The organism is Paractinoplanes abujensis (assembly GCF_014204895.1).
GTDB classification, from domain to species: Bacteria; Actinomycetota; Actinomycetes; order Mycobacteriales; family Micromonosporaceae; genus Actinoplanes; species Actinoplanes abujensis.
Genome location: NZ_JACHMF010000001.1, coordinates 8,905,364 through 8,923,831, shown reverse-complemented (window position 1 = coordinate 8,923,831; position 18,468 = coordinate 8,905,364). Strand labels below are relative to the sequence as shown.

The 18,468-nt window shown below is 71.5% G+C and carries 13 protein-coding genes; 9 read left to right on the top strand and 4 right to left on the bottom strand.

Annotation, left to right across the window (positions count from 1 at the left end; genetic code table 11):
- Nucleotides 1-14 precede the first annotated feature (14 nt).
- The 3 genes from BKA14_RS41135 to BKA14_RS41125 all read left to right on the top strand — a co-directional run bounded on the left by BKA14_RS41135 (nucleotide 15) and on the right by BKA14_RS41125 (nucleotide 5,032).
- Nucleotides 15-791, top strand: coding sequence for a DUF5995 family protein (locus tag BKA14_RS41135; protein WP_184956122.1), 777 nt, complete (start codon nucleotides 15-17; stop codon nucleotides 789-791).
- A 271-nt stretch (nucleotides 792-1,062) separates the two neighbouring features.
- Complete coding sequence (locus tag BKA14_RS41130) at nucleotides 1,063-4,104, top strand: discoidin domain-containing protein (protein ID WP_239092645.1); 3,042 nt, start codon at nucleotides 1,063-1,065, stop codon at nucleotides 4,102-4,104.
- Nucleotides 4,105-4,465: 361 nt separating this feature from the next.
- Nucleotides 4,466-5,032 (top strand): DUF305 domain-containing protein, encoded by a 567-nt coding sequence (locus BKA14_RS41125; RefSeq protein ID WP_184956121.1) that lies wholly within the window; start codon nucleotides 4,466-4,468, stop codon nucleotides 5,030-5,032.
- Nucleotides 5,033-5,089: 57 nt separating this feature from the next.
- Here the strand turns inward: BKA14_RS41125 and BKA14_RS41120 are convergent, their stop codons facing one another.
- Nucleotides 5,090-6,454, bottom strand: coding sequence for a DUF1996 domain-containing protein (locus BKA14_RS41120; protein WP_239092646.1), 1,365 nt, complete (start codon nucleotides 6,452-6,454; stop codon nucleotides 5,090-5,092).
- Between the two features lie 191 nt (nucleotides 6,455-6,645).
- Here BKA14_RS41120 and BKA14_RS41115 point away from each other — a divergent pair, with 191 nt between their 5' ends.
- Nucleotides 6,646-7,680 carry a LacI family DNA-binding transcriptional regulator gene (locus BKA14_RS41115; protein ID WP_184956120.1) on the top strand — a complete coding sequence of 345 codons (1,035 nt, stop codon included), beginning with the start codon at nucleotides 6,646-6,648 and terminating at the stop codon, nucleotides 7,678-7,680.
- 154 nt (nucleotides 7,681-7,834) lie between these two features.
- Here BKA14_RS41115 and BKA14_RS41110 read toward each other — a convergent pair whose 3' ends face one another.
- A complete protein-coding gene (locus BKA14_RS41110) occupies nucleotides 7,835-8,935 on the bottom strand; it encodes a calcium:cation antiporter (RefSeq protein WP_184956119.1) in 1,101 nt (366 codons plus the stop codon).
- An 86-nt stretch (nucleotides 8,936-9,021) separates the two neighbouring features.
- Here BKA14_RS41110 and BKA14_RS41105 point away from each other — a divergent pair, with 86 nt between their 5' ends.
- A complete protein-coding gene (locus BKA14_RS41105; RefSeq protein ID WP_184956118.1) occupies nucleotides 9,022-10,029 on the top strand; it encodes a glutathione S-transferase family protein in 1,008 nt (335 codons plus the stop codon).
- Here BKA14_RS41105 and BKA14_RS41100 read toward each other — a convergent pair.
- Complete coding sequence (locus BKA14_RS41100; RefSeq protein WP_239092647.1) at nucleotides 10,019-10,510, bottom strand: MarR family winged helix-turn-helix transcriptional regulator; 492 nt, start codon at nucleotides 10,508-10,510, stop codon at nucleotides 10,019-10,021. The two genes, BKA14_RS41105 and BKA14_RS41100, sit on opposite strands and share 11 nt — an antisense overlap.
- Before the next feature lie 94 nt (nucleotides 10,511-10,604).
- Here BKA14_RS41100 and BKA14_RS41095 point away from each other — a divergent pair, with 94 nt between their 5' ends.
- On the top strand, nucleotides 10,605-11,603 hold the full coding sequence (locus tag BKA14_RS41095) for an EamA family transporter (RefSeq protein ID WP_184956117.1): 999 nt from the start codon (nucleotides 10,605-10,607) through the stop codon (nucleotides 11,601-11,603).
- Here the strand turns inward: BKA14_RS41095 and BKA14_RS41090 are convergent.
- Entirely contained in the window at nucleotides 11,484-12,128 is a 645-nt protein-coding gene (locus BKA14_RS41090; RefSeq protein WP_184956116.1) for a Rossmann-fold NAD(P)-binding domain-containing protein, read from the bottom strand. The genes BKA14_RS41095 and BKA14_RS41090 overlap by 120 nt on opposite strands.
- A gap of 79 nt (nucleotides 12,129-12,207) precedes the next feature.
- Between BKA14_RS41090 and BKA14_RS41085 the strand changes: the two genes are divergently transcribed.
- From BKA14_RS41085 to BKA14_RS41075, 3 genes are read left to right on the top strand one after another with little or no spacing between them, the layout of a single operon-like run.
- Entirely contained in the window at nucleotides 12,208-14,985 is a 2,778-nt protein-coding gene (locus BKA14_RS41085; protein ID WP_184956115.1) for an SWIM zinc finger family protein, read from the top strand.
- Between the two features lie 21 nt (nucleotides 14,986-15,006).
- Entirely contained in the window at nucleotides 15,007-16,068 is a 1,062-nt protein-coding gene (locus BKA14_RS41080; RefSeq protein ID WP_184956114.1) for an ATP-binding protein, read from the top strand.
- On the top strand, nucleotides 16,061-18,400 hold the full coding sequence (locus tag BKA14_RS41075) for a DUF5682 family protein (protein ID WP_184956113.1): 2,340 nt from the start codon (nucleotides 16,061-16,063) through the stop codon (nucleotides 18,398-18,400). Before BKA14_RS41080 ends, BKA14_RS41075 begins: the two co-directional genes overlap by 8 nt.
- Nucleotides 18,401-18,468 lie beyond the last annotated feature (68 nt).

Below are 18,468 nucleotides of genomic sequence, written 5' to 3'. Positions count from 1 at the left end.
GTGGAGGAGAACCGATGAACCAGTCGGTCTGGGGGCCGGCGCAGCAGGAGATGGCGGATCTTCTGAGCAACCACCCCGACGACGTCCCAGGAGTGGTCGAGCAGCTTCGTGAGCTGCAGACGATCCTGACCCGGGTGCCACCGCTGCTGGGCCAGAACCCGCTGTGCGACTTCAACCAGCTCTACCTGACCATCACCGAAGGTGTGCTCGAGCGGCTGTACGCCGGCAAGTTCAAGGATCCGGCGTTCCTGTCCCGGCTCGACGTGGAGTTCGCCGCGCGCTACTTCGACGCTCTGCGGGCCTGGGCCGGCAACGGGGCGAGCCCGCGGTGCCCGCAGGTGTGGGCGGCGCTGTTCACCCGGATCCCCGGGCCGGACTGCCGCCCCCTGCCCTCGGCCTGCGCCGGGGTGAACGCGCACATCAACTTCGATCTGCCGTTCGCGCTGGTGACCACCTTCGACCACCTGGGCCGCGACCCCATCGACGACAGCGAGCAGCACCACGACTACCTCGAGATCAACGAGATCTTCGCGGAGTCGATCCCCGGGCTGCGCCGCGGTTATCTGGAGAAGTGGCAGCTGCTCATCGACATGATGAACGGCTGCCTGGACGACTGGTGGCAGGGCGAAGCCGTCGAGTACACCCGCAACGTGGCCTGGCGCAACGCGCAGAAGCTGTGGGGCCTGCGACACGACATGAACGCCACCGACCGGGAGCGGACGACGCTCGACACCACGGCCGCGGGTGTCAACAAACTGCTGCTGTCCCCGCTCGGCGCCTTCCTCCAGTAGCCGGGTCTCCTGCGGGCCTCACCCCCGACGCGGGCCGATCCGCCGAGTCGTATCGGCACTCCCCTCGCGGCCACGCCTCCCGGGCTTGGAAACCGCTCTCCGAACTCTGGCCCGACGGTCCCCGCGGTGCCGTTATTGCCCGCTTTCAGGGGGCCTTCACGGGCACGACTCGCGGCGCACTATTGACACACATGAAAGCCCGGCGTAACACTGCGGCCATTCATGGAGAGCGCTTTCCCCGAGCGTCGTCCCGACATCCCCAGGAGTTTCCGTGAACTCGGCTTCCTCCCCGCCGCGCCTGTGGCGCCGCCTCGCCATCCCCCTGACCACGGCCCTCGTCGCGGCCGGCCTCGCCGTGACGGCGCACGGCAGCGCCTACGCGGCCGATGCCCTGCTCTCGCAGGGCAAACCCACCACCTCCTCCTCGAACGAGACCGCCGACACCGTGGCCGCCAACGCCACCGACGGCAACCCGGGCACCCGCTGGTCGAGCCAGTTCTCCGACCCTCAGTGGCTGCGCGTCGACCTCGGCGCCACCGCGACCATCAGCTCGGTCGTGCTGCAGTGGGAGAACGCCTACGGCACGGGTTACCAGATCCAGACCTCGCCCGACGGCACCACCTGGACCTCGATCTACACCAGGACCGGGGGCACCGGCGGCACCGAGACGCTCACCGTGAACGGCAGCGGCCGCTACGTCCGCCTCTACGGCACCACGCGCAACGGCGGCTACGGCTACTCGCTGTGGGAGTTCAAGGTCTACGGCTCGACCGGCGGCACCACGCCGACCGACCCGCCGCCGACCACTCCCCCACCGACCACACCGCCGCCGGGCAACTTCACGACGATCTGGGAGGACAAGTTCGACGGCCCGGCCGGCTCCTCGCCGTCGTCGGCGAACTGGCTCCTGCGTACGGGAACGCAGTATCCCGGTGGAGCCGCTAACTGGGGCACCGGTGAGGTCGAGACGGCCAGCAACAGCACGGCCAACGTCTCGCTCGACGGCAACGGGCGGCTGAGCATCAAGGCCCTCAAGGACGGCAGCGGCAATTGGACGTCGGGCCGCCTGGAGACGCAGCGCACCGACTTCGAGCCCCTGGCCGGGCAGCAGACTAAGTTCACCGCCGTGCTCAAGCAGCCCGACGTGGCCAACGCGCTCGGTTACTGGCCGGGTTTCCGGGCGACCGGCGCGGCCTACCGCGGCAACTACAACAACTGGCCCGGCGTCGGCGAGACCGACATCATGACCAACGTCAACGGCCGCAGCCAGCTCGCGCAGACCCTGCACTGCGGCACCGCGCCCGACGGGGTGTGCGCCGAGTACAACGGGCGGTCGTCCGGCTTCGCCACCTGCACGAGCTGCCAGACCGGCTATCACGAGTACACCCAGATCATCGACCGCACCAAGACCGACGAGGAGATCCGCTTCTATCTCGACGGGCGCCAGACCTGGATCGTGCGCCAGTCGCAGGTCGGCGTGTCGGCCTGGAACGCGGCCGTGCACCACGGCTTCTTCCTGCGGCTCGACCTGGCCATCGGCGGCTCGCTGCCCAACGCGGTGGCCGGCCGCACCACCCCGGCCCCGGACACCACCTCGGGCGGCGTGCTCAGCGTCGACTCGGTCAGCGTGGCCCGCACGGCCACCGGCACCGTCCCGCCGGCGATGACCGACCCGGCCGCGCCGACCCAGCCCAGCGTCGTCAAGGTGACCGGCAGCCAGGGCAACTGGCAGCTGCAGGTCAACGGCTCGCCGTACCAGGTCAAGGGCCTGACGTACGGTCCCCCGCAGGCGGCCGCCGACGGATACATGCGGGACCTGAAGAACATGGGCGTCAACACGATCCGCACGTGGGGCGTGGACGACGCGAACACCCCGACGCTGCTCGACCGGGCCTCCCGGCAGGGCATCAAGGTGATCGTCGGGCACTGGCTCAACCAGGGCGCCGACTACGTCAACGACACCGCGTACAAGAACTCGGTCAAGGCCGAGATCGTGGCCCGGGTCAACACCCTGAAGAACCACCCGGGTGTGCTGCTCTGGGACGTCGGCAACGAGGTCATCCTGACCATGCAGGACCACGGGTTGTCGGCGGCCGAGGTCGAGGCCCGGCGGGTCGGCTACGCGAAGTTCGTCAACGAGGTCGCGGTGGCCATCCACGCCGCGGACCCCAACCACCCGGTGACGTCGACCGACGCCTACACCGGCGCGTGGCCCTACTACAAGCAGTACGCCCCGGCGCTCGACCTGCTCGCGGTCAACTCCTACGGTGCGATCGGCAACATCTACTCGGACTGGCAGTCCGGCGGCTACACCAAGCCGTACATCGTCACCGAGGCCGGGCCCGAGGGCGAATGGGAGGTGCCCAACGACGTCAACGGGGTGCCGACCGAGCCCAGCGACCTGAAGAAGCGGGACCAGTACGCCAGCAGCTGGGCCACGATCAACGCGCACCCGACGGTGGCGCTGGGCGCGACCGAGTTCCACTACGGACTCGAGAACGACTTCGGCGGCGTGTGGCTCAACACCACGACCGGTGGGTGGCGGCGGCACGGCTACTACTCGCTCAAGCGGGCCTGGACCGGGCAGACACCGGCCAACACGCCGCCCGAGATCACCAGCATGACCGTGAGCAACCAGACCGCCGTACCGGCTGGTGGCACCCTGAACGTGTCGGTCAACGCGACGGACCCGCAGGGCGACCTGATCCGCTACAACCTGATGTATTCCGACAAGTACGCCGGGGGCGGCACCGGGCTGACGAACGTCACCTTCACCGACAACGGCAACGGCTCCTTCACGGCCAAGGCGCCCGACAAGCTCGGCGTGTGGAAGGTCTACGTCTACGCCTTCGACGGGCAGGGCAACGTGGGCATCGAGCAGAAATCGATCCGCGTGGTGGCGCCGCCGGAGACCGGCACCAACCTGTCGCGCGGCAGGACCACGACCGCGTCCACCTATCAGCCGACCGGCACGAACGGGCCGCAACTGCCCTCGTACGCCACCGACGGCGACTACGGCACGCGGTGGGCCAGCGAGTGGGTCGGCACGGCGTGGCTGCAGGTCGACCTGGGCTCGGTGCAGTCTTTCAACCACGTGCGGCTGGCGTGGGAGGCGGCCTACGCCACGGGCTACCAGATCCAGACGTCCAACGACGGCAGCACCTGGACGACGGTCTACGCGACGACGAGCGGGGACGGCGGGTTCGACGAGGTCAGCGTCTCGGGCTCCGGCCGCTACGTCCGGATGAACGGACTGACGCGGGCCACCACGTACGGTTACTCGCTCTACGAGTTCGGCGTCTATCGGCGCTGAGCATCGCCCGGAGGGCGGGCGTCGCGGTCACGGCCGCGGCGCCCTTTCTCGTGTGCCGCCGGCTGCTCACCTCCGGTGGAACTTCTCCGGCCCCGTACTTTCGGCCCTTCTGCCGTCCCGGTCGCGGTTCCAGGGTCTGGGCGAGGAGGCGGCGAGCACTTCCACGACACCGAGGGCAACCTGATCGGCCTGTGGAAGAACGTGGAGCAGATCATCGCCGGTCACTGTGACGGAGTTCGCAGCTCCGAATAACATAAACTCAGAACGCTCTATGAGTCGATGACCCTTGTTACGGTCCCGTTGCCATCCATCAATATCGAATCATTGACAGTGATGCCATTAAACGGCCAGACTCGCGAACGTGAAATACATTCCCCGGCTCCTGCTCGTCGCCACGCTCGGATTGACGGGCTGCTCGGCGACGGGGTCCGGCGACGCGGCCACCCCCACCGCGAACGCTTCGGCACCGGCGCAGGCGGCCGGCTTCGGAGGCACCGATCTGGCCTGGATCGAAATCAACATCGCGATGAACGAGGAGCTCCTGCCGCTGCTCGACCTTACCCCGAAACACACGCAGGATCCGGCCACGCTCGCCCTCGCGCTGCAGGTCAAGTCGTTCACCGAGGCCGAGCTGAACGTGTTGCGGCAGTTGCACACCCTGGCCGGCCTGCCCGCGGAGAACCCGCACAAGGGCATGCCGATGCCGGGCATGGTCACCCCGGAAGACATCACCGGCGTCCAGCAACTGGTCGGCGCGGCGTTCGACCAGACCGTGACCAAGCTCATCCGGGCCCATCTGGTGCAGGGTCAGAGCCTGGCCCGCAGCGAGGACAAATCGGGAGCCGAGGCCCGGACGCGCGATTTGGCACTACAGATTCTGCGCACGAGGGAAGTGGCGTTGTCGGCGATCCCGAGCAGTTCCCCGTGATTTCCGGCAACGCGAAAACGGGCGCCGTCGCTTCGACGGCGCCCGTTTCTTGGATGCTTACGGCAGCTCGTAGTTCTCGTTGAGCGCGGCGCCGCGGTCGGGCTTGTAAAGGTCGAAGCCGCGCGGGTCGCACTGCAGGCCGCCGTTGATGCAGTGGCGGACGAGGGCGGCCAGTGTCGGCGGGTCGAACGCGTTGAAGACGTCGTAGTGGAAGGAGTAGCCGCGGCCGCTGGAGAAGCGGACGTTGCTCATGTTGCCGCTGACCGGCCAGGCCATCTTGAACTCGATCATCGGGACGGCCACCGGATGTGAGGCCGGGCAGACCCCGAGCACCGGGTACGCCATGTGGCTCTTGTGATCGGGCGTGTCCAGGTGCAGCCCGTTCCAGCAGCTGGGGGCCTGGAAGCGGACGTTGAGCTGGCTGCCCGCCACGCAGTTGGCCGGAATGTCCCACTGGAACGACAGGTCACCGCACTCGAAGCCCTCCACCGCGCCCGGGTGGTTGCGGAAGTCCTCCAGCGTGGCGGTCGGGCTGCCGACCACGTAGCGCAGACCCTCGGGGAACGGGCGCACGCTGCGGTAGTCGATCACCCCGGACTTGTAGTAGATCGTCTGCCGGCCCACGGGCTGCACCGCGGTGGTGCCGTTGAGCAGCGTCGGCATCCAGTAACCGGTCTTGTCACCGGGTGTGATGCACGAGGTGCTGCCGCCCTTGAGGCTGGCGACCGTGGTGGCGGCGTTCGTGGTGGTGTTGCCCATGAACGTGTGCGAGTGCGAGGCACCCGGCATGTTCGGGAAGACGATCGGGTCGTCGTTCAGGTTGCCGCGACTCACCGAGCAGTTCATCTGGAACTCGCGGTGGGTCGTCGGCGGGTTGGTGGCCGGCGGCACTGCGGTCGACGGCACCACACCCGTCACGGGCGGGTTGGCCATGACGTAACCGGGGCCCGTGGTCGGCGGCGGCGTCGCGTACGAGCCGTAGACCTGGAACTCGTACAGCGAATAGCCGTAGCCGGTGCCCCGCTGCGTTCCGTACACCCGGACGTAGCGGCCGCTGCCGCTCACGTTCAGCGTCTGCGTGCCGCCCGTGGCGGTGCTCGTGCTGTAGACGTTCGTCCAGGTGGTGCCGTCGGCCGAGGTCTGGAGCTGGAAGGCCTTGGCGTACGCGGCCTCCCAGATGATCTTCACCTGGCTGATGCCGGCCGTGCTGCCGAGGTCGACGCGGAGCCACTGCGGGTCGCTCCACGTGCTGCCCCACCGGGTGGTGGAATTGCCGTCGACGGCCGCGGCGGCCGGGGCGCCACCGTTCTCGGTCGACGAGGCGAGGACAGGTTTGCCTTGGGAGAGCAGGGTGTCGGCCGCTTGAGCGGTCCGGACACCGGTGAGCAGGGCGGTCACGGTGAGGGCCGCGACCGCGCTCACGGTCAGAATGCGTCTAGGTCGATGGGGATTCACCAGGTCTCCTTTTGGGGGTTGGAGAGCGCTTTCCGAGTGTTACGCCGCGATGTCAAGGGCGTCAATACGTACGCGGGTTTCCGCTGGTTCCGGAACTTCGCGCGCAGTCCCGGCCGTACGGTCGGAGAGCGCTCTCCGGCTGTGCTATAAAGACGTCTATGCGAACCGAGCGGCTCCCGACCCTCGAGGACGTCGCCCGCGTGGCCGGGGTGTCCCGAGCCACCGTCTCCCGCGTCATCAACGGGATCCGCAACGTCGACCCGCAGTTGCACGAAGTCGTGTGGGATGCGGTGGGCCGCACCGGTTACGTGCCCAACCGGCTCGCCCGCTCGCTGGTCACCCGCCGCACAGGCACCGTCGCGCTGGTCGTCTCCGACTCCGAGATGCACGACGACGACCCGTTCATGGGCCGCTTCTTCGCCGACCCCTACTTCGGGCGCGTCGTCGGCGGCCTGATGAGCGTCCTGCGCGACAAAGGCGTCCAGCTCGCCCTGCAGATCGTCGGCACCGACGACCAGCGCAGACGCCTCGTCGGCGACCTGCGCAACGGTCAGGCCGACGGCGCGATCGTGCTGTCCCTGCCGCCCGTCGACCCGCTGCCCCGCATGCTCACCGAGGGCGGCGTCCCCGCCGTGCTGATCGGCCGCCCCGCCGACCCGGTCCCCATCGACTACGTCGACCTGGCCAACGACACCGGCGCCGCGCTGGCCGCCGACCACCTGCTGGCCCGCGGCTGCCAGCGCATCGCCATGATCTCCGGCCCGGCCGACGTCCCCGCCAGCAGCGACCGCATCGCCGGCTTCCGCCGGTCGCTGGCCCGCCGCGGCCACGGCTGGGTCCCCACCGAGACAGGAAACTTCACCCGCGACAGCGGCGAAACCGCCATGCGCACCCTGCTGGCCGGCAACCCTTTCCTGGACGGTGTGTTCGCCGCCAACGACTTGATGGCCCTGGGCGCCCTGGCCGCACTGCGCGACGCCGGCCGTTCCGTCCCGACCGACGTGGCAGTGGTCGGCTTCGACGACAGCAGCGCCGCCGTGGCCGCCTCGCCCGCCCTCACCACGATCAGGCACCCCCTGGAGGACATGGCCGCCGAGGCCGCCCGCCTCCTGCTGGCCCGCATCGAAGACCCCGCCATGCGCGTGTCCTCAGTCATCTACGAACCCGCCTTGATCACCCGCGACTCCGCATAACTGCGCAGCTCTGCCCCTGCGCGCGCAAACGCCCAACAACGCGGGGCCGGCGCCGGCAAACGTTCACCTGTGCGCGGGCCGGAGCGACCTGTGCCCCTGCGGGAAGGCATGAGCGCACCACCGCGCGCGGGTGAGTGGCAAGATGGCGGGCCCGCTACGGGCTGGCCGCCATGAACAGAAATGCTGCCAGCAGCGCCAGGTGCACGCCACCCTGGAGGACGTTGGCCCGGCCGGGCACGATGGTCAGGGTGCCCACGCCCACGGTGAGGGCCAGCAGAACCATCTGGGTACCGCCGAGGCCCAGCAGCAGCGGGCCCTCGAGCCAGATCATGGCGATGGCGATGGCGGGAATGGTCAGGCCGATGCTGGCCATCGCGGAACCCACGGCAAGGTTGAGACTGGTCTGGACGCGGTCGCGGGCGGCGGCCCGGACGGCGGCGATCGTCTCGGGGAGCAGGACCAGCAGGGCGATCACCACGCCGACGACCGCTTGGGGCAGGCCGATCGCGGCCACGCCGGACTCGATGGCGGGGGAGACGCCCTTGGCCAGGCCGACCACGGCGATCAGGGCGACCATCAGCGTGGCCAGGCTGACCAGCGCGGTCCGGGTGGAGGGCGGGTCCAGATGTTCCTCCACGTCGATGACCTGGCCGGCGGTGGTGATCGGGAGGAAGTAGTCACGGTGGCGGCGGGTCTGAACCGTGACGAACAGGCCGTAGAGGCACAGCGAGGCAACGGCGGCGAAGGTGAGCTGGGCCGGCGAGAACTGCGGGCCGGTGCGGCTCGTGGTGAAACTGGGCAGGACCAGACAGAGCGTGGCCAGGGTGGCCACCGTGGCGAAGGCGCCGCCGGTGCCTTCGGCGTTGAAGACCGAGACGTGCCGGCGCAAGGCTCCGACCAGCAACGAGATGCCGAGCAGGCCGTTGCAGGTGATCATCACGGCGGCGAAGACGGTGTCGCGGGCCAGGGACTGGGCCTTCTCGCCACCGCTGATCATCAGGGTGACGATGAGGGCGACTTCGATGACGGTCACCGCCACGGCCAGGACGAGTGAGCCGAACGGCTCGCCTACCCTGTGCGCGACCACCTCGGCGTGGTGGACGGCGGCCAGCACGGCGCCGCCCAGCAGGAGGGCGGCCACCACGACCACGGCCGACGGCAGGTCGCGGCCCCACGTGAAGACGAGGGCGACAATAGCGACGATCGGAACGAACACCGTCCATTGCGTGAGATAGCTTCGGATCGAGGCAGCCACCCGCCCACTCTGGCAGATGCGGGGCGGATCGGGGTTCCAGACCCGTTCGCCGGGCGTTTCCGTCCGGCAGGTCGCAGGATGGGTTCATGGCGTATGTGAACCCCCAGGGCGAATTCAACCGGGATCAGCGGTACATCACGACCCGGATCACCGCCGACGGCCGGGACGGCTACCCGGTCGAGCCCGGCCGCTACCGGCTCGTGGTCGCCCGCGCCTGCCCGTGGGCCAACCGGGCGATCATCGTGCGTCGCCTGCTGGGCCTGGAGGACGTGCTCTCGATGGGCATCGCCGGGCCGACCCACGACGAGCGCAGCTGGACGTTCGACCTGGACCCGGACGGCCGTGACCCGGTGCTCGGCATCGAGCGGCTGCAGGAGGCGTACTTCAAACGGATCCCGGGCTACGAGAAGGGGATCACCGTGCCCGCGATCGTCGACGTGCCGACCGGGCAGGTCGTCACCAACGACTTCGCCCAGATCACGCTCGATCTCTCCGGAGAGTGGACGAAGTTCCACCGTACGGGTGCTCCGAAGCTCTACCCCGAGGAGCTGCGGGACCAGATCGACAAGGTGAACCGGTTCGTCTTCGCGGACGTCAACAACGGCGTCTACCGGGCCGGGTTCGCCGGCACCCAGGAGGCCTACGAGGCGGCGTACGAGCGGCTCTTCGCCCGTCTCGACAAACTGTCGGAGCTGCTGGCCGGGCAGCGTTACCTGGTCGGCGACACGATCACCGAGGCCGACGTGCGCCTGTTCACGACGCTGGCCCGGTTCGACGCCGCCTACCACGGCCACTTCAAGTGCAACCGCAGCAAGCTGACCGAGATGCCGGTGCTGTGGGCGTACGCCCGGGACCTGTTCCAGACGCCCGGTTTCGGCGACACGACTGACTTCGTGCACATCAAGCAGCACTACTACATCGTGCACAAGGACATCAATCCGACCGGGATCGTCCCGGCGGGCCCCGATCTCTCCGGCTGGCTGACCGAACACGGCCGCGAGAAGCTGGGCGGGCGGCCCTTCGGTGACGGCACGCCGCCGCCCCCGCCCCCGCCGGCCGAGGTGGTGCCGGCGGGCCACGGCGTCACCCCCTGAGCGCCTCGCGCAGCAGGGCGTCCAGCTGACGCTGCTTCTCCGGCGAGAGGTGGGCCAGCATGTCCTGCTGCTGGGCGAGGCCGGCCCCGACCGCCTGCTCGACCGTGTCGAAGCCGGGCCGGGTGAGCCGCACCAGCACGCTGCGCCGGTCGCTGGGTGAGGGCAGCCGCTCGATCAGGCCCGCCTTCTCCAGCCGGTCGAGCCGGGCGGTGGTGCCGCCGGTGCTCAGCATCATCGAGGCCGCGAGCTCACCCGGGGAGAGCTGATAGGGATCGCCGGCCCGGCGCAGCGTGGCCAGCACGTCGAATTCGGGCCGGCCGATCCCGTACGGGGAATAGGCCCGTTCCATCCGGTCGCCGGCCAGCCGGGCCAGCCGGAAGATCCGCCCGAACACCGACATGGCCGTCGTCTCGAGGTCGGGTCGTTCCCGCGCCCACTGGCGGACGATCAGATCCACCCGGTCGCCTGAGTCGCTTGTCACCCCACCATTGTCTCGATGTCGAGCTTCTTGACAACGAGAGACCCCGCGCGGTTTTATCTTGATGTCGAGATACTTGGTGTCGAGGGAGTTCGTGATGCGGTCACCGGTCCTGCTGCTCACCGCGATCACCCCCGCCGTCTGGGGCACTACCTACGCGGTCACCACCGAATTCCTGCCCCCGGGCCGCCCGCTGCTCGGTGGTGTCCTGCGCGCCCTGCCCGCCGGGTTGCTGCTGCTCGCCCTCACCCGGCGGCTTCCGCGCGGCTCGTGGTGGTGGCGATCGGCGGTGCTCGGCACGCTCAACATCGGGCTGTTCTTCGCGATGCTGTTCGTCGCCTCCTATCGCCTGCCCGGTGGCATGGCCGCGGTGCTGGGAGCGGCCCAGCCGCTGATCGTGGCCGGGCTGACAGTGCTGCTGCTGACCGAACGCGTCGCCCTGCGTACGGTGGTGGCGGCGGTGCTCGGCGCGGGCGGGGTCAGCCTGGCGGTGCTCACGGCCTCGGCCCGGCTCGACGCCGCGGGACTGATCGCGGGCCTGGTCGGCGCGGCCTCCATGGCGCTCGGCCTGGTGCTCACGAAACGCTGGGGCCGTCCCGACGTACCGCTGCTGACCTCGACCGGCTGGCAGCTGGTGGCCGGCGGGCTCGTGCTGCTGCCGGTGATGCTGGTCGTCGAAGGCCTCCCGCCCCGGCTGACCGCGACCAACCTGGCGGGCTACGCCTACCTCTCCGTGATCGGCACCGCCCTGGGCTACTCGCTGTGGTTTTGGGGCCTCGAACGCCTTCCGGCCGCCCGGCTCGCCCTGCTGAGCCTGCTCTCCCCGCTGGTGGCCACGGTGGTCGGCTGGGCCGCGCTGGGCCAGAGCCTGACGACGCTGCAGGTGATCGGCATGGTCGTCGCCTTCGCCGCCGTCACCTGGGGCCAGCGGACCCGACCACCGACCCTGCAGACGCCGCCCGTGCCCCAGCCCGAGTCAGCGGAGGCCGCCGTTCTCGACGATGCGCTCGGGGAAGCCGATCCGGGCGGCGCGCAGCATGGCCCGGCCCACCCGGTCGGTGGACGTCACGTATTGGGGGGCAACCCGGTCCAGTAGGGGCATGAGCGGCGCGGTGACCGTCCAGAGCGTGTTGTACCACCCCGTCTTGGAGCGGATGCCGTGCTTCGGCTGAATCATCGCGGGCCGGAAGGCGTACGCATCGGGCAGCAGCTCGATGATGTCGCGTTCGGCCCGGCCCTTCACCCGGGCCCACATCTGCCGCCCCTCGGCGTTGGTGCCCGCCCCCGAGACGTACACGAAAGTAGTTTGGGGGTTGACCTCGGCGAACGTGCGCGCGGCGGCCATCGGGTAGTCGTAGGAGACGCGGGTGTAGGCGGCCTCGTCCAGGCCGATCGAGGAGACGCCCAGGCAGTAGAAACAGGCGTCGAAGCCGCGCAGCTCGTCCCTGATCGGCTCGAGGTCGGCGAAGTCGTGCAGGCGGACCTCGCGCAGGCGCGGATGGGTGAGGCCGGTGGGCGTCCGGATGACGGCCAGCACCTCCTCGACGTCGGGCGCGAGCAGGCATTCCCGCAGCACACCCTGGCCGACCATGCCCGTTGCCCCGAAGACCACGACCTTCATGGTCCGATCATTTCACCGCGGCCCGACGACGTGAGCAGGGGCGGAGGAAATTGTCGTACCCGCGGCCTAGGGTTTTCCCGTGCCCGTTGAACGCTGGTCGGCCGCTCAGGTCGAGACGCTCGCTCCCGATGCCTCGTCGGTCAAGGCCGCTCGCAGCCTGTCCTTCCCGGCCTCGTGGTCGGCGACCGGGCGGCTCGACGACATCCTGTGGGGACAGTGCCGCAATTATCAGGTCTGCGTCGACCTGACCGGCCCCGCGTTCAAGTGCTCGTGTCCCAGCCGCAAGATCCCCTGCAAGCACTCGCTGGCGCTGTTACTGCTCTGGGCCGAGTCCGATGTGGCCGACGCACCGCCGGCCGAGTTCGCCCGGGAGTGGCAGGCCGCACGGGCGGCGCGGGCCGCTGCCAAGCCCAAGGAGCCCGGTGCGGGCCCCGATCCGGCCGCCGCCGCCAAGCGGGCCGAGCAGCGGGCCGAGCGGGTCGCGGGCGGCCTGACCGAGCTGCGCCGCTGGCTCGACGACCAGATCCGCCAGGGCCTGGCGGGCGCCCAGCGCAGCGGGCCGCAGCCGTTCGAGGCCATGGCCGCCCGGCTGGTCGACGCGCAGGCCCCGGCGGCGGCGAGCGCCGTGCGCCGGCTGGGCTCGATCGCCGGCATCGGGCCGCACTGGGCCGACCGTCTGCTCGGCGAGCTGGCCCTGCTGCGGCTGCTCGTCTCGGGTTACGACCGGCTGGCCGACCTCCCGCCCGAGCTGGCGGCCACCGTGCGCAGCCGGATCGGCTTCCCCGTGGCCACCGACGACGTGCTGGCCGGTCCCCGCGTGACCGACCGGTGGCAGGTGCTGGGCCAGGTCGAGTCCGACGACGGCGCGCTGACCACGCGGCGCACCTGGCTGCGGGGCGAGACGACCGGCCGGTTCGCGCTGGTGCTCTCGTTCGCCGCGCCCGGCCAGCCGATGACCTCCGACCTCGTCGCCGGCACGGAGTTCCGCGGCGAGCTGGCCTTCTACCCCGGTGCGGCCCCGCTGCGCGCCCTCGTCGCCGAGAAGGCGAGCGCCGCCGAGCCGTTCCGCGAGCCCAGCGGCGCCCTGCCGCTGGCCGCGGCCCTGGCCGGTTACAGCGCGACCGTGGCCGCCGAGCCGTGGCGGTTCGACGCGCCGGTCCTGCTGTCCGGCGTCGTCCCCAGCGGCGACGCCTGGCTGGTCGACGAGTCCGGCGCCGCCCTGCCGCTCGCCCCCGGCCATCGCGAGCCGTGGTGGCTGCTGGCCGCGGCCGGCGGACACCCGGCCACGGTGGCCGCCGAGTGGTCGCCGGCCGGTCTGCGCCCGCTCGCGGCGTGGGTCGAGGGCCGGTTCGTGGCAGCCGCTCCCCCGCAACCCGACCCCAGTCGCACCGGCCACCCCGAGCTGCCGCCCGAGCTGCTGGCCGCGGCCCTGGTCGGCACCAACCGCCGCCCCTGGACGGGTGAGGCCTCCCTGCTCGAGGCGGCCGCCGTGGCCCTGACCCGGCATCGGGCCGGCGTGCTGCCCGGCGACGGTCACGAGGTGGTGCCGGCCACGCCCGCCGAGACGCAGGCGCCGCTGCCCACCCCGGCCGGCGCGCGCCTGCTGCGCATCCTGGGCGGGGCTGTGCCCGGCGGCGCCCAGCTCGCGCAGGAGCTGCTCGGCCAGTGGCTCGCCGCCGCGGCCGAGCGGGGCGGGCATGTGCCCCCGGCCGCGCTGCCGGCGCTGCTCGACGCGGGCCGGCGCAACTCGATCGTGCGGCCCGCGCTGGCCCGGGTGGCCGGCCGCCGGGGCGCATGGCTGGCCGGCATGCGGGCCGACTGGCGCTGGCTGCGCGACGAGACGACAGTGGTGGCCGAGCTCCCCGACTGGCACATGGGCAGCTCCGGCGAGCGCGTGGGCCACCTGACCCGGCTGCGCCAGACCGATCCGGGCCGGGCCCGCGAGCTTCTCGAGAGCACGTGGGCCGAGGAGTCCTCCGACGACCGCGCCCGGTTCGTCGGCGTGCTGGCCACCAGTCTGTCCGCCGACGACGACCCCTTCCTGGAACGGGCTCTCGACGACCGCCGCAAGGAGGTCCGCGAGGCGGCGCTCGATTTGCTGCGCCGGCTGCCCGGCTCGCGGCTGCGCGCCCGCATGGCCGAGCGCGCCCGGACGCTGGTGCGCCGCGAGCGCCGGATGCTCGGCGCCGACCGGCTCGTCGTGACGCCGCCCGAGGAGCTCGACGCCGCCCTGCGCCGCGACGGCGTGGCGTCCACCCCGGCCCGCGGCATCGGCGTCAGCGCCTGGCTGCTGGAGGAGGTCGTGGCGGCCACGCCCCTCGACACCTGGTCCGACCCGGCGACGATGCTGCGGCTGGCCCGCGGCAACGACTGGGAGACGCCGCTGCTGCACGGCTGGGCCAAGGCCGCGGTCGTCCAGCAGGACCCGGCCTGGGCCGGCGCGCTGCTGACCGAGGTGTCCGGCGCGCTGCGCGAATCCGTGCGGTGGGATCTGCATCTGGTTCTGCCGCCCGCGGAGCTGGGACGGCTGGCCGCCGACGCCCTGCGCCGTGACGACGGCCTGGCCAACCGGCTGCTGGCGATCCATCCCGGCCACTGGCCCGAGGAGCTGTCGGTGGCGGTGCTGGAGACGATCGCCCACCGCGCCCGCACCGACCGCCACAGCTGGCAGCTGGGTGAGCTGTGCCGCGAGGCCGGCCTGGCCATGCCGCCGGGCTACGCCGAGCTGGTGAGCCGCCTGGCGCTGCAGCTCGACCAGGAGCCGGCCGACCCCTCCCGCGTGCGGCCGGTGGCCGAGCTGGCCCGCACCCTCACGTTCCGCCAAGAGATGTTCGACGAGCTGACAACGGCTTCCTGACTTTCACCTTTGGAGTTGCACGTGACCGCTCTGCGCCCGCACGCCGAGGACCAGTACGCCGAGGAGCTGGCCCTGCTCGCCGCCGCCGACGACCGGCCCCGCCCGCCCGGCTGGCGGCTCTCCCCGCAGGCAGTGGTGACCTACCTGCTCGGCGACGGCGCCAAGATCACCCCGAAGTACGTGGGGCCGCGCCGCCTGATGGAGGTCGCGGTGTCCACCCTCGTCACCGACCGGGCGCTGCTGCTGCTCGGCGTGCCCGGCACGGCCAAGACGTGGGTCTCCGAGCATCTCGCGGCGGCCGTCTCGGGCGACTCGACGCTGCTGGTGCAGGGCACCGCGGGCACGGCGGAAGAGGCGATCCGGTACGGGTGGAACTACGCGCGCCTGCTGGCCGAGGGGCCCTCCGAGGCGGCGCTGGTGGCCAGCCCGATCATGCGGGCCATGCAGACGGGCACGATCGCCCGGCTGGAAGAGCTGACCCGCGTGCCCTCCGACGTGCAGGACGCGCTGATCACGATCCTGAGCGAGAAGACTCTGCCGGTGCCCGAGCTCAACACCGAGGTGCAGGCGCAGCGCGGCTTCAACCTGATCGCCACGGCCAACGACCGCGACCGCGGCGTCAACGAGCTGTCCAGCGCGCTGCGCCGCCGGTTCAACACCGTCGTGCTGCCCGTGCCGGCCTCGGCCGACGACGAGGTCGACATCGTCGCGCGGCGGGTGGCTCAGCTCGGCCAGTCGCTCGACCTGCCCGAGGTGCCGGCCGCGCTCGACGAGATCCGCCGCGTGGTGACGGTCTTCCGCGAGCTGCGCACCGGCCTGACCGAGGACGGCCGCACCAAGCTGAAGTCGCCCACCGGCACGCTGTCCACGGCCGAGGCCATCTCGGTGATCACCAACGGCATGGCGCTGGCGGCGCACTTCGGCGACGGGCGGCTGCACCCGGCCGACGTGGCCGCGGGCATCGTCGGCGCGGTCGTGAAGGACCCGGTCTCCGACGGGGTGGTCTGGCGCGAATACCTGGAGACCGTGGTGCGCGAGCGGACCGACTGGCGCGACTTCTATCGGGCCGCCCGCGATGCCTGAGCGTCTCTACGGCATTCGCCACCACGGCCCGGGGTCGGCCCGGGCCGTGGTGCAGGAACTCGAACGGCAACCGCCCGACGTGCTCCTGGTCGAAGGGCCGCCCGAGGCCGACGCGCTGGTGCGGTGGGTGGCCGACGCGGGGCTGGAGCCGCCGGTGGCGCTGCTGGGCTATGCGGCCGACGATCCGCGGCGGGCGGCGTTCTGGCCGTTCGCGGTGTTCTCGCCGGAATGGCAGGCGATCCGGTGGGCCGTCGAACGCGGGATTCCGGTGCGGTTCTTCGACCTGCCGTTCGCCTACCGGCTGACCGATGAGAGGCGGGCTTCACCGCCTGATGCGCCTGACGCTCCGGCGGGGCCGCTGACTCAGCCATTGCCGGGGCCGGACGGGCCGAGTTCGAGCGACCCGAGTTCAGGCGAGCCGAACACAGGCACCGATCCGGGCGGACCGGATGCGGCGGCGGCCCCGGCGGAGGCGGAGGGCGAGCGGGCGCAACCGCGGCGGCCGGTCGATCCGATCGGCGAGCTTGCCGCCGCGGCGGGCTACGACGACCCCGAGCGCTGGTGGGAGGACGTGGTCGAGCATCGGGGGATGCCCGCGTTCGAGGCCATCGCCGAGGCCATGACGGCCATTCGCGAGCAGTCGCCCGAGGACCCCGACGATCTCGTGCGCGAGGCGTACATGCGCGGGGTGCTGCGCGAGGTGCGCAAGACGTACGAGGACATCGCCGTCGTGTGCGGGGCGTGGCATGTGCCCGCCCTGGCCCGCAAGGTCGCCGTCAAGGACGACACCGCGCTGCTCAAGGGGCGCAAGAAGGCGAAGGTCGACTTCACCTGGGTGCCGTGGACGTACGGGCGGCTGGCGTCGTGGTCGGGCTACGGCGCGGGCGTCACGTCGCCGGGCTGGTATCACCACCTGTTCACGTCGGCCGACGAGGTGGTGCCGCGCTGGCTGGTCGACGCGGCCGGGGTGCTGCGGGCCGAGGGGGTGCCCACGTCGTCGGCGCACATCATCGAGGCCGCCCGCCTGGCCGAGGCGCTGGCCGCGCTGCGGGGACGACCCCTGGCCGGGCTGTCCGAGGTGACCGAGGCGGCCGAGTCGGTCATGTGCGACGGCGAGCCCCTGCGCGTCGAACTGATCACCCGCAAGCTGGTGGTCGGCGAGCGCCTGGGCGGGGTGCCCGACGACATGCCCGCCGTACCGCTGGCCAAGGATCTGGCCGCCCAGCAGCGGGCGGCCCGGCTCAAACCGGAGGCGCTGGAACGTGCGCTGGAACTCGACCTGCGCAAGGAGACCGACCTCAGGCGCAGCCGCCTGCTGCACCGGCTGCGCACGATCGGGGTGCCGTGGGGCGAGCCCACGTCGACCCGCCGCGGCACGGGCACGTTCCGCGAGGAGTGGCGCCTGCGCTGGCAGCCCGAGTTCGCGATCCGCCTCGTCGAAGGCAGCATGTACGGCACCACGGTGGTCGCGGCGGCCACGGCCAAAGTGGTGCGGGCCGCGCACCGGGCCGAGACGCTGGCCGACGTGACCGCGCTGGTCGAGACCTGCCTGCTGGCCGACCTGGCCGAGGCGTATCCGCAGGTGCTGGCCGCGCTCGACACCCGGGCCGCGCTCGACGCCGACGTCAACCACCTGATGGCGGCGATCCCGGCGCTGGCCCGCACCCTGCGGTACGGCGACGTCCGGCGTACGGATGTGGCCGGGCTGGCCACCGTGACCAGCAGCCTGCTCGTCCGGGTGTGCGCCGCGCTGCCCTCCGCCGTCGGCTCACTGTCGGACGAGGCGGCCAAGGTGTTGCGCGACCGGGTCGACGGCGTGCACTCCGCGGTCGGCCTGCTGGAGGACGACGAGCTGCGCGACCGCTGGCTGTCCACGCTGGAGTCGCTGGCCGGGCGGGCCGATCTGCACGGGCTGCTGGCCGGCCGGCTGACCCGGCTGCTGCTCGACGCGGGCCGGCTCGACGGGGCGGAGGTGCGCCGCCGGTTGCGGCTGCCGCTGACCGTGGGCACGGCACCGGCACACGCTGCCGCCTGGGTGGAGGGTTTCCTGTCGGGCGGCGGGCTGCTGCTGGTGCACGACGAGGCGCTGCTGGCAGTGCTCGACGACTGGCTGGCCGACATCGCGGCCGACGCGTTCGACGACGTGCTGCCGTTGCTGCGCCGCACCTTCGGCGCGTTCGAGGCGGGTGAGCGGCGGGCCATCGGCGAGCGCGTGGCCGGGCCGCGCACGGGCGGCGCGGGGCGGGCCGCGGGCGGGCTCGGCTTCGATCCGGCCCGCGCCGATCTGGTGCTGCCCACCCTGAGCGCCCTGCTGGGGCGGGAGATCCGATGAGCGACGACGTCCCCGCTGGGGCGGGAGGTTCCAGAGGTTCCATGAGCGACGACGTCCCTGTTGAAGTC

Excerpts from the sequence above, each read along its gene's own strand:
- BKA14_RS41135 (WP_184956122.1), top strand. The coding sequence starts at position 15 with ATGAACCAGTCGGTCTGGGGGCCGGCGCAGCAGGAGATGGCGGATCTT.
- BKA14_RS41115 (WP_184956120.1), top strand. The coding sequence starts at position 6,646 with ATGCGAACCGAGCGGCTCCCGACCCTCGAGGACGTCGCCCGCGTGGCC.
- BKA14_RS41105 (WP_184956118.1), top strand. The coding sequence starts at position 9,022 with ATGGCGTATGTGAACCCCCAGGGCGAATTCAACCGGGATCAGCGGTAC.
- BKA14_RS41095 (WP_184956117.1), top strand. The coding sequence starts at position 10,605 with ATGCGGTCACCGGTCCTGCTGCTCACCGCGATCACCCCCGCCGTCTGG.
- BKA14_RS41090 (WP_184956116.1), bottom strand. The coding sequence starts at position 12,128 with ATGAAGGTCGTGGTCTTCGGGGCAACGGGCATGGTCGGCCAGGGTGTG.
- BKA14_RS41075 (WP_184956113.1), top strand. The coding sequence starts at position 16,061 with ATGCCTGAGCGTCTCTACGGCATTCGCCACCACGGCCCGGGGTCGGCC.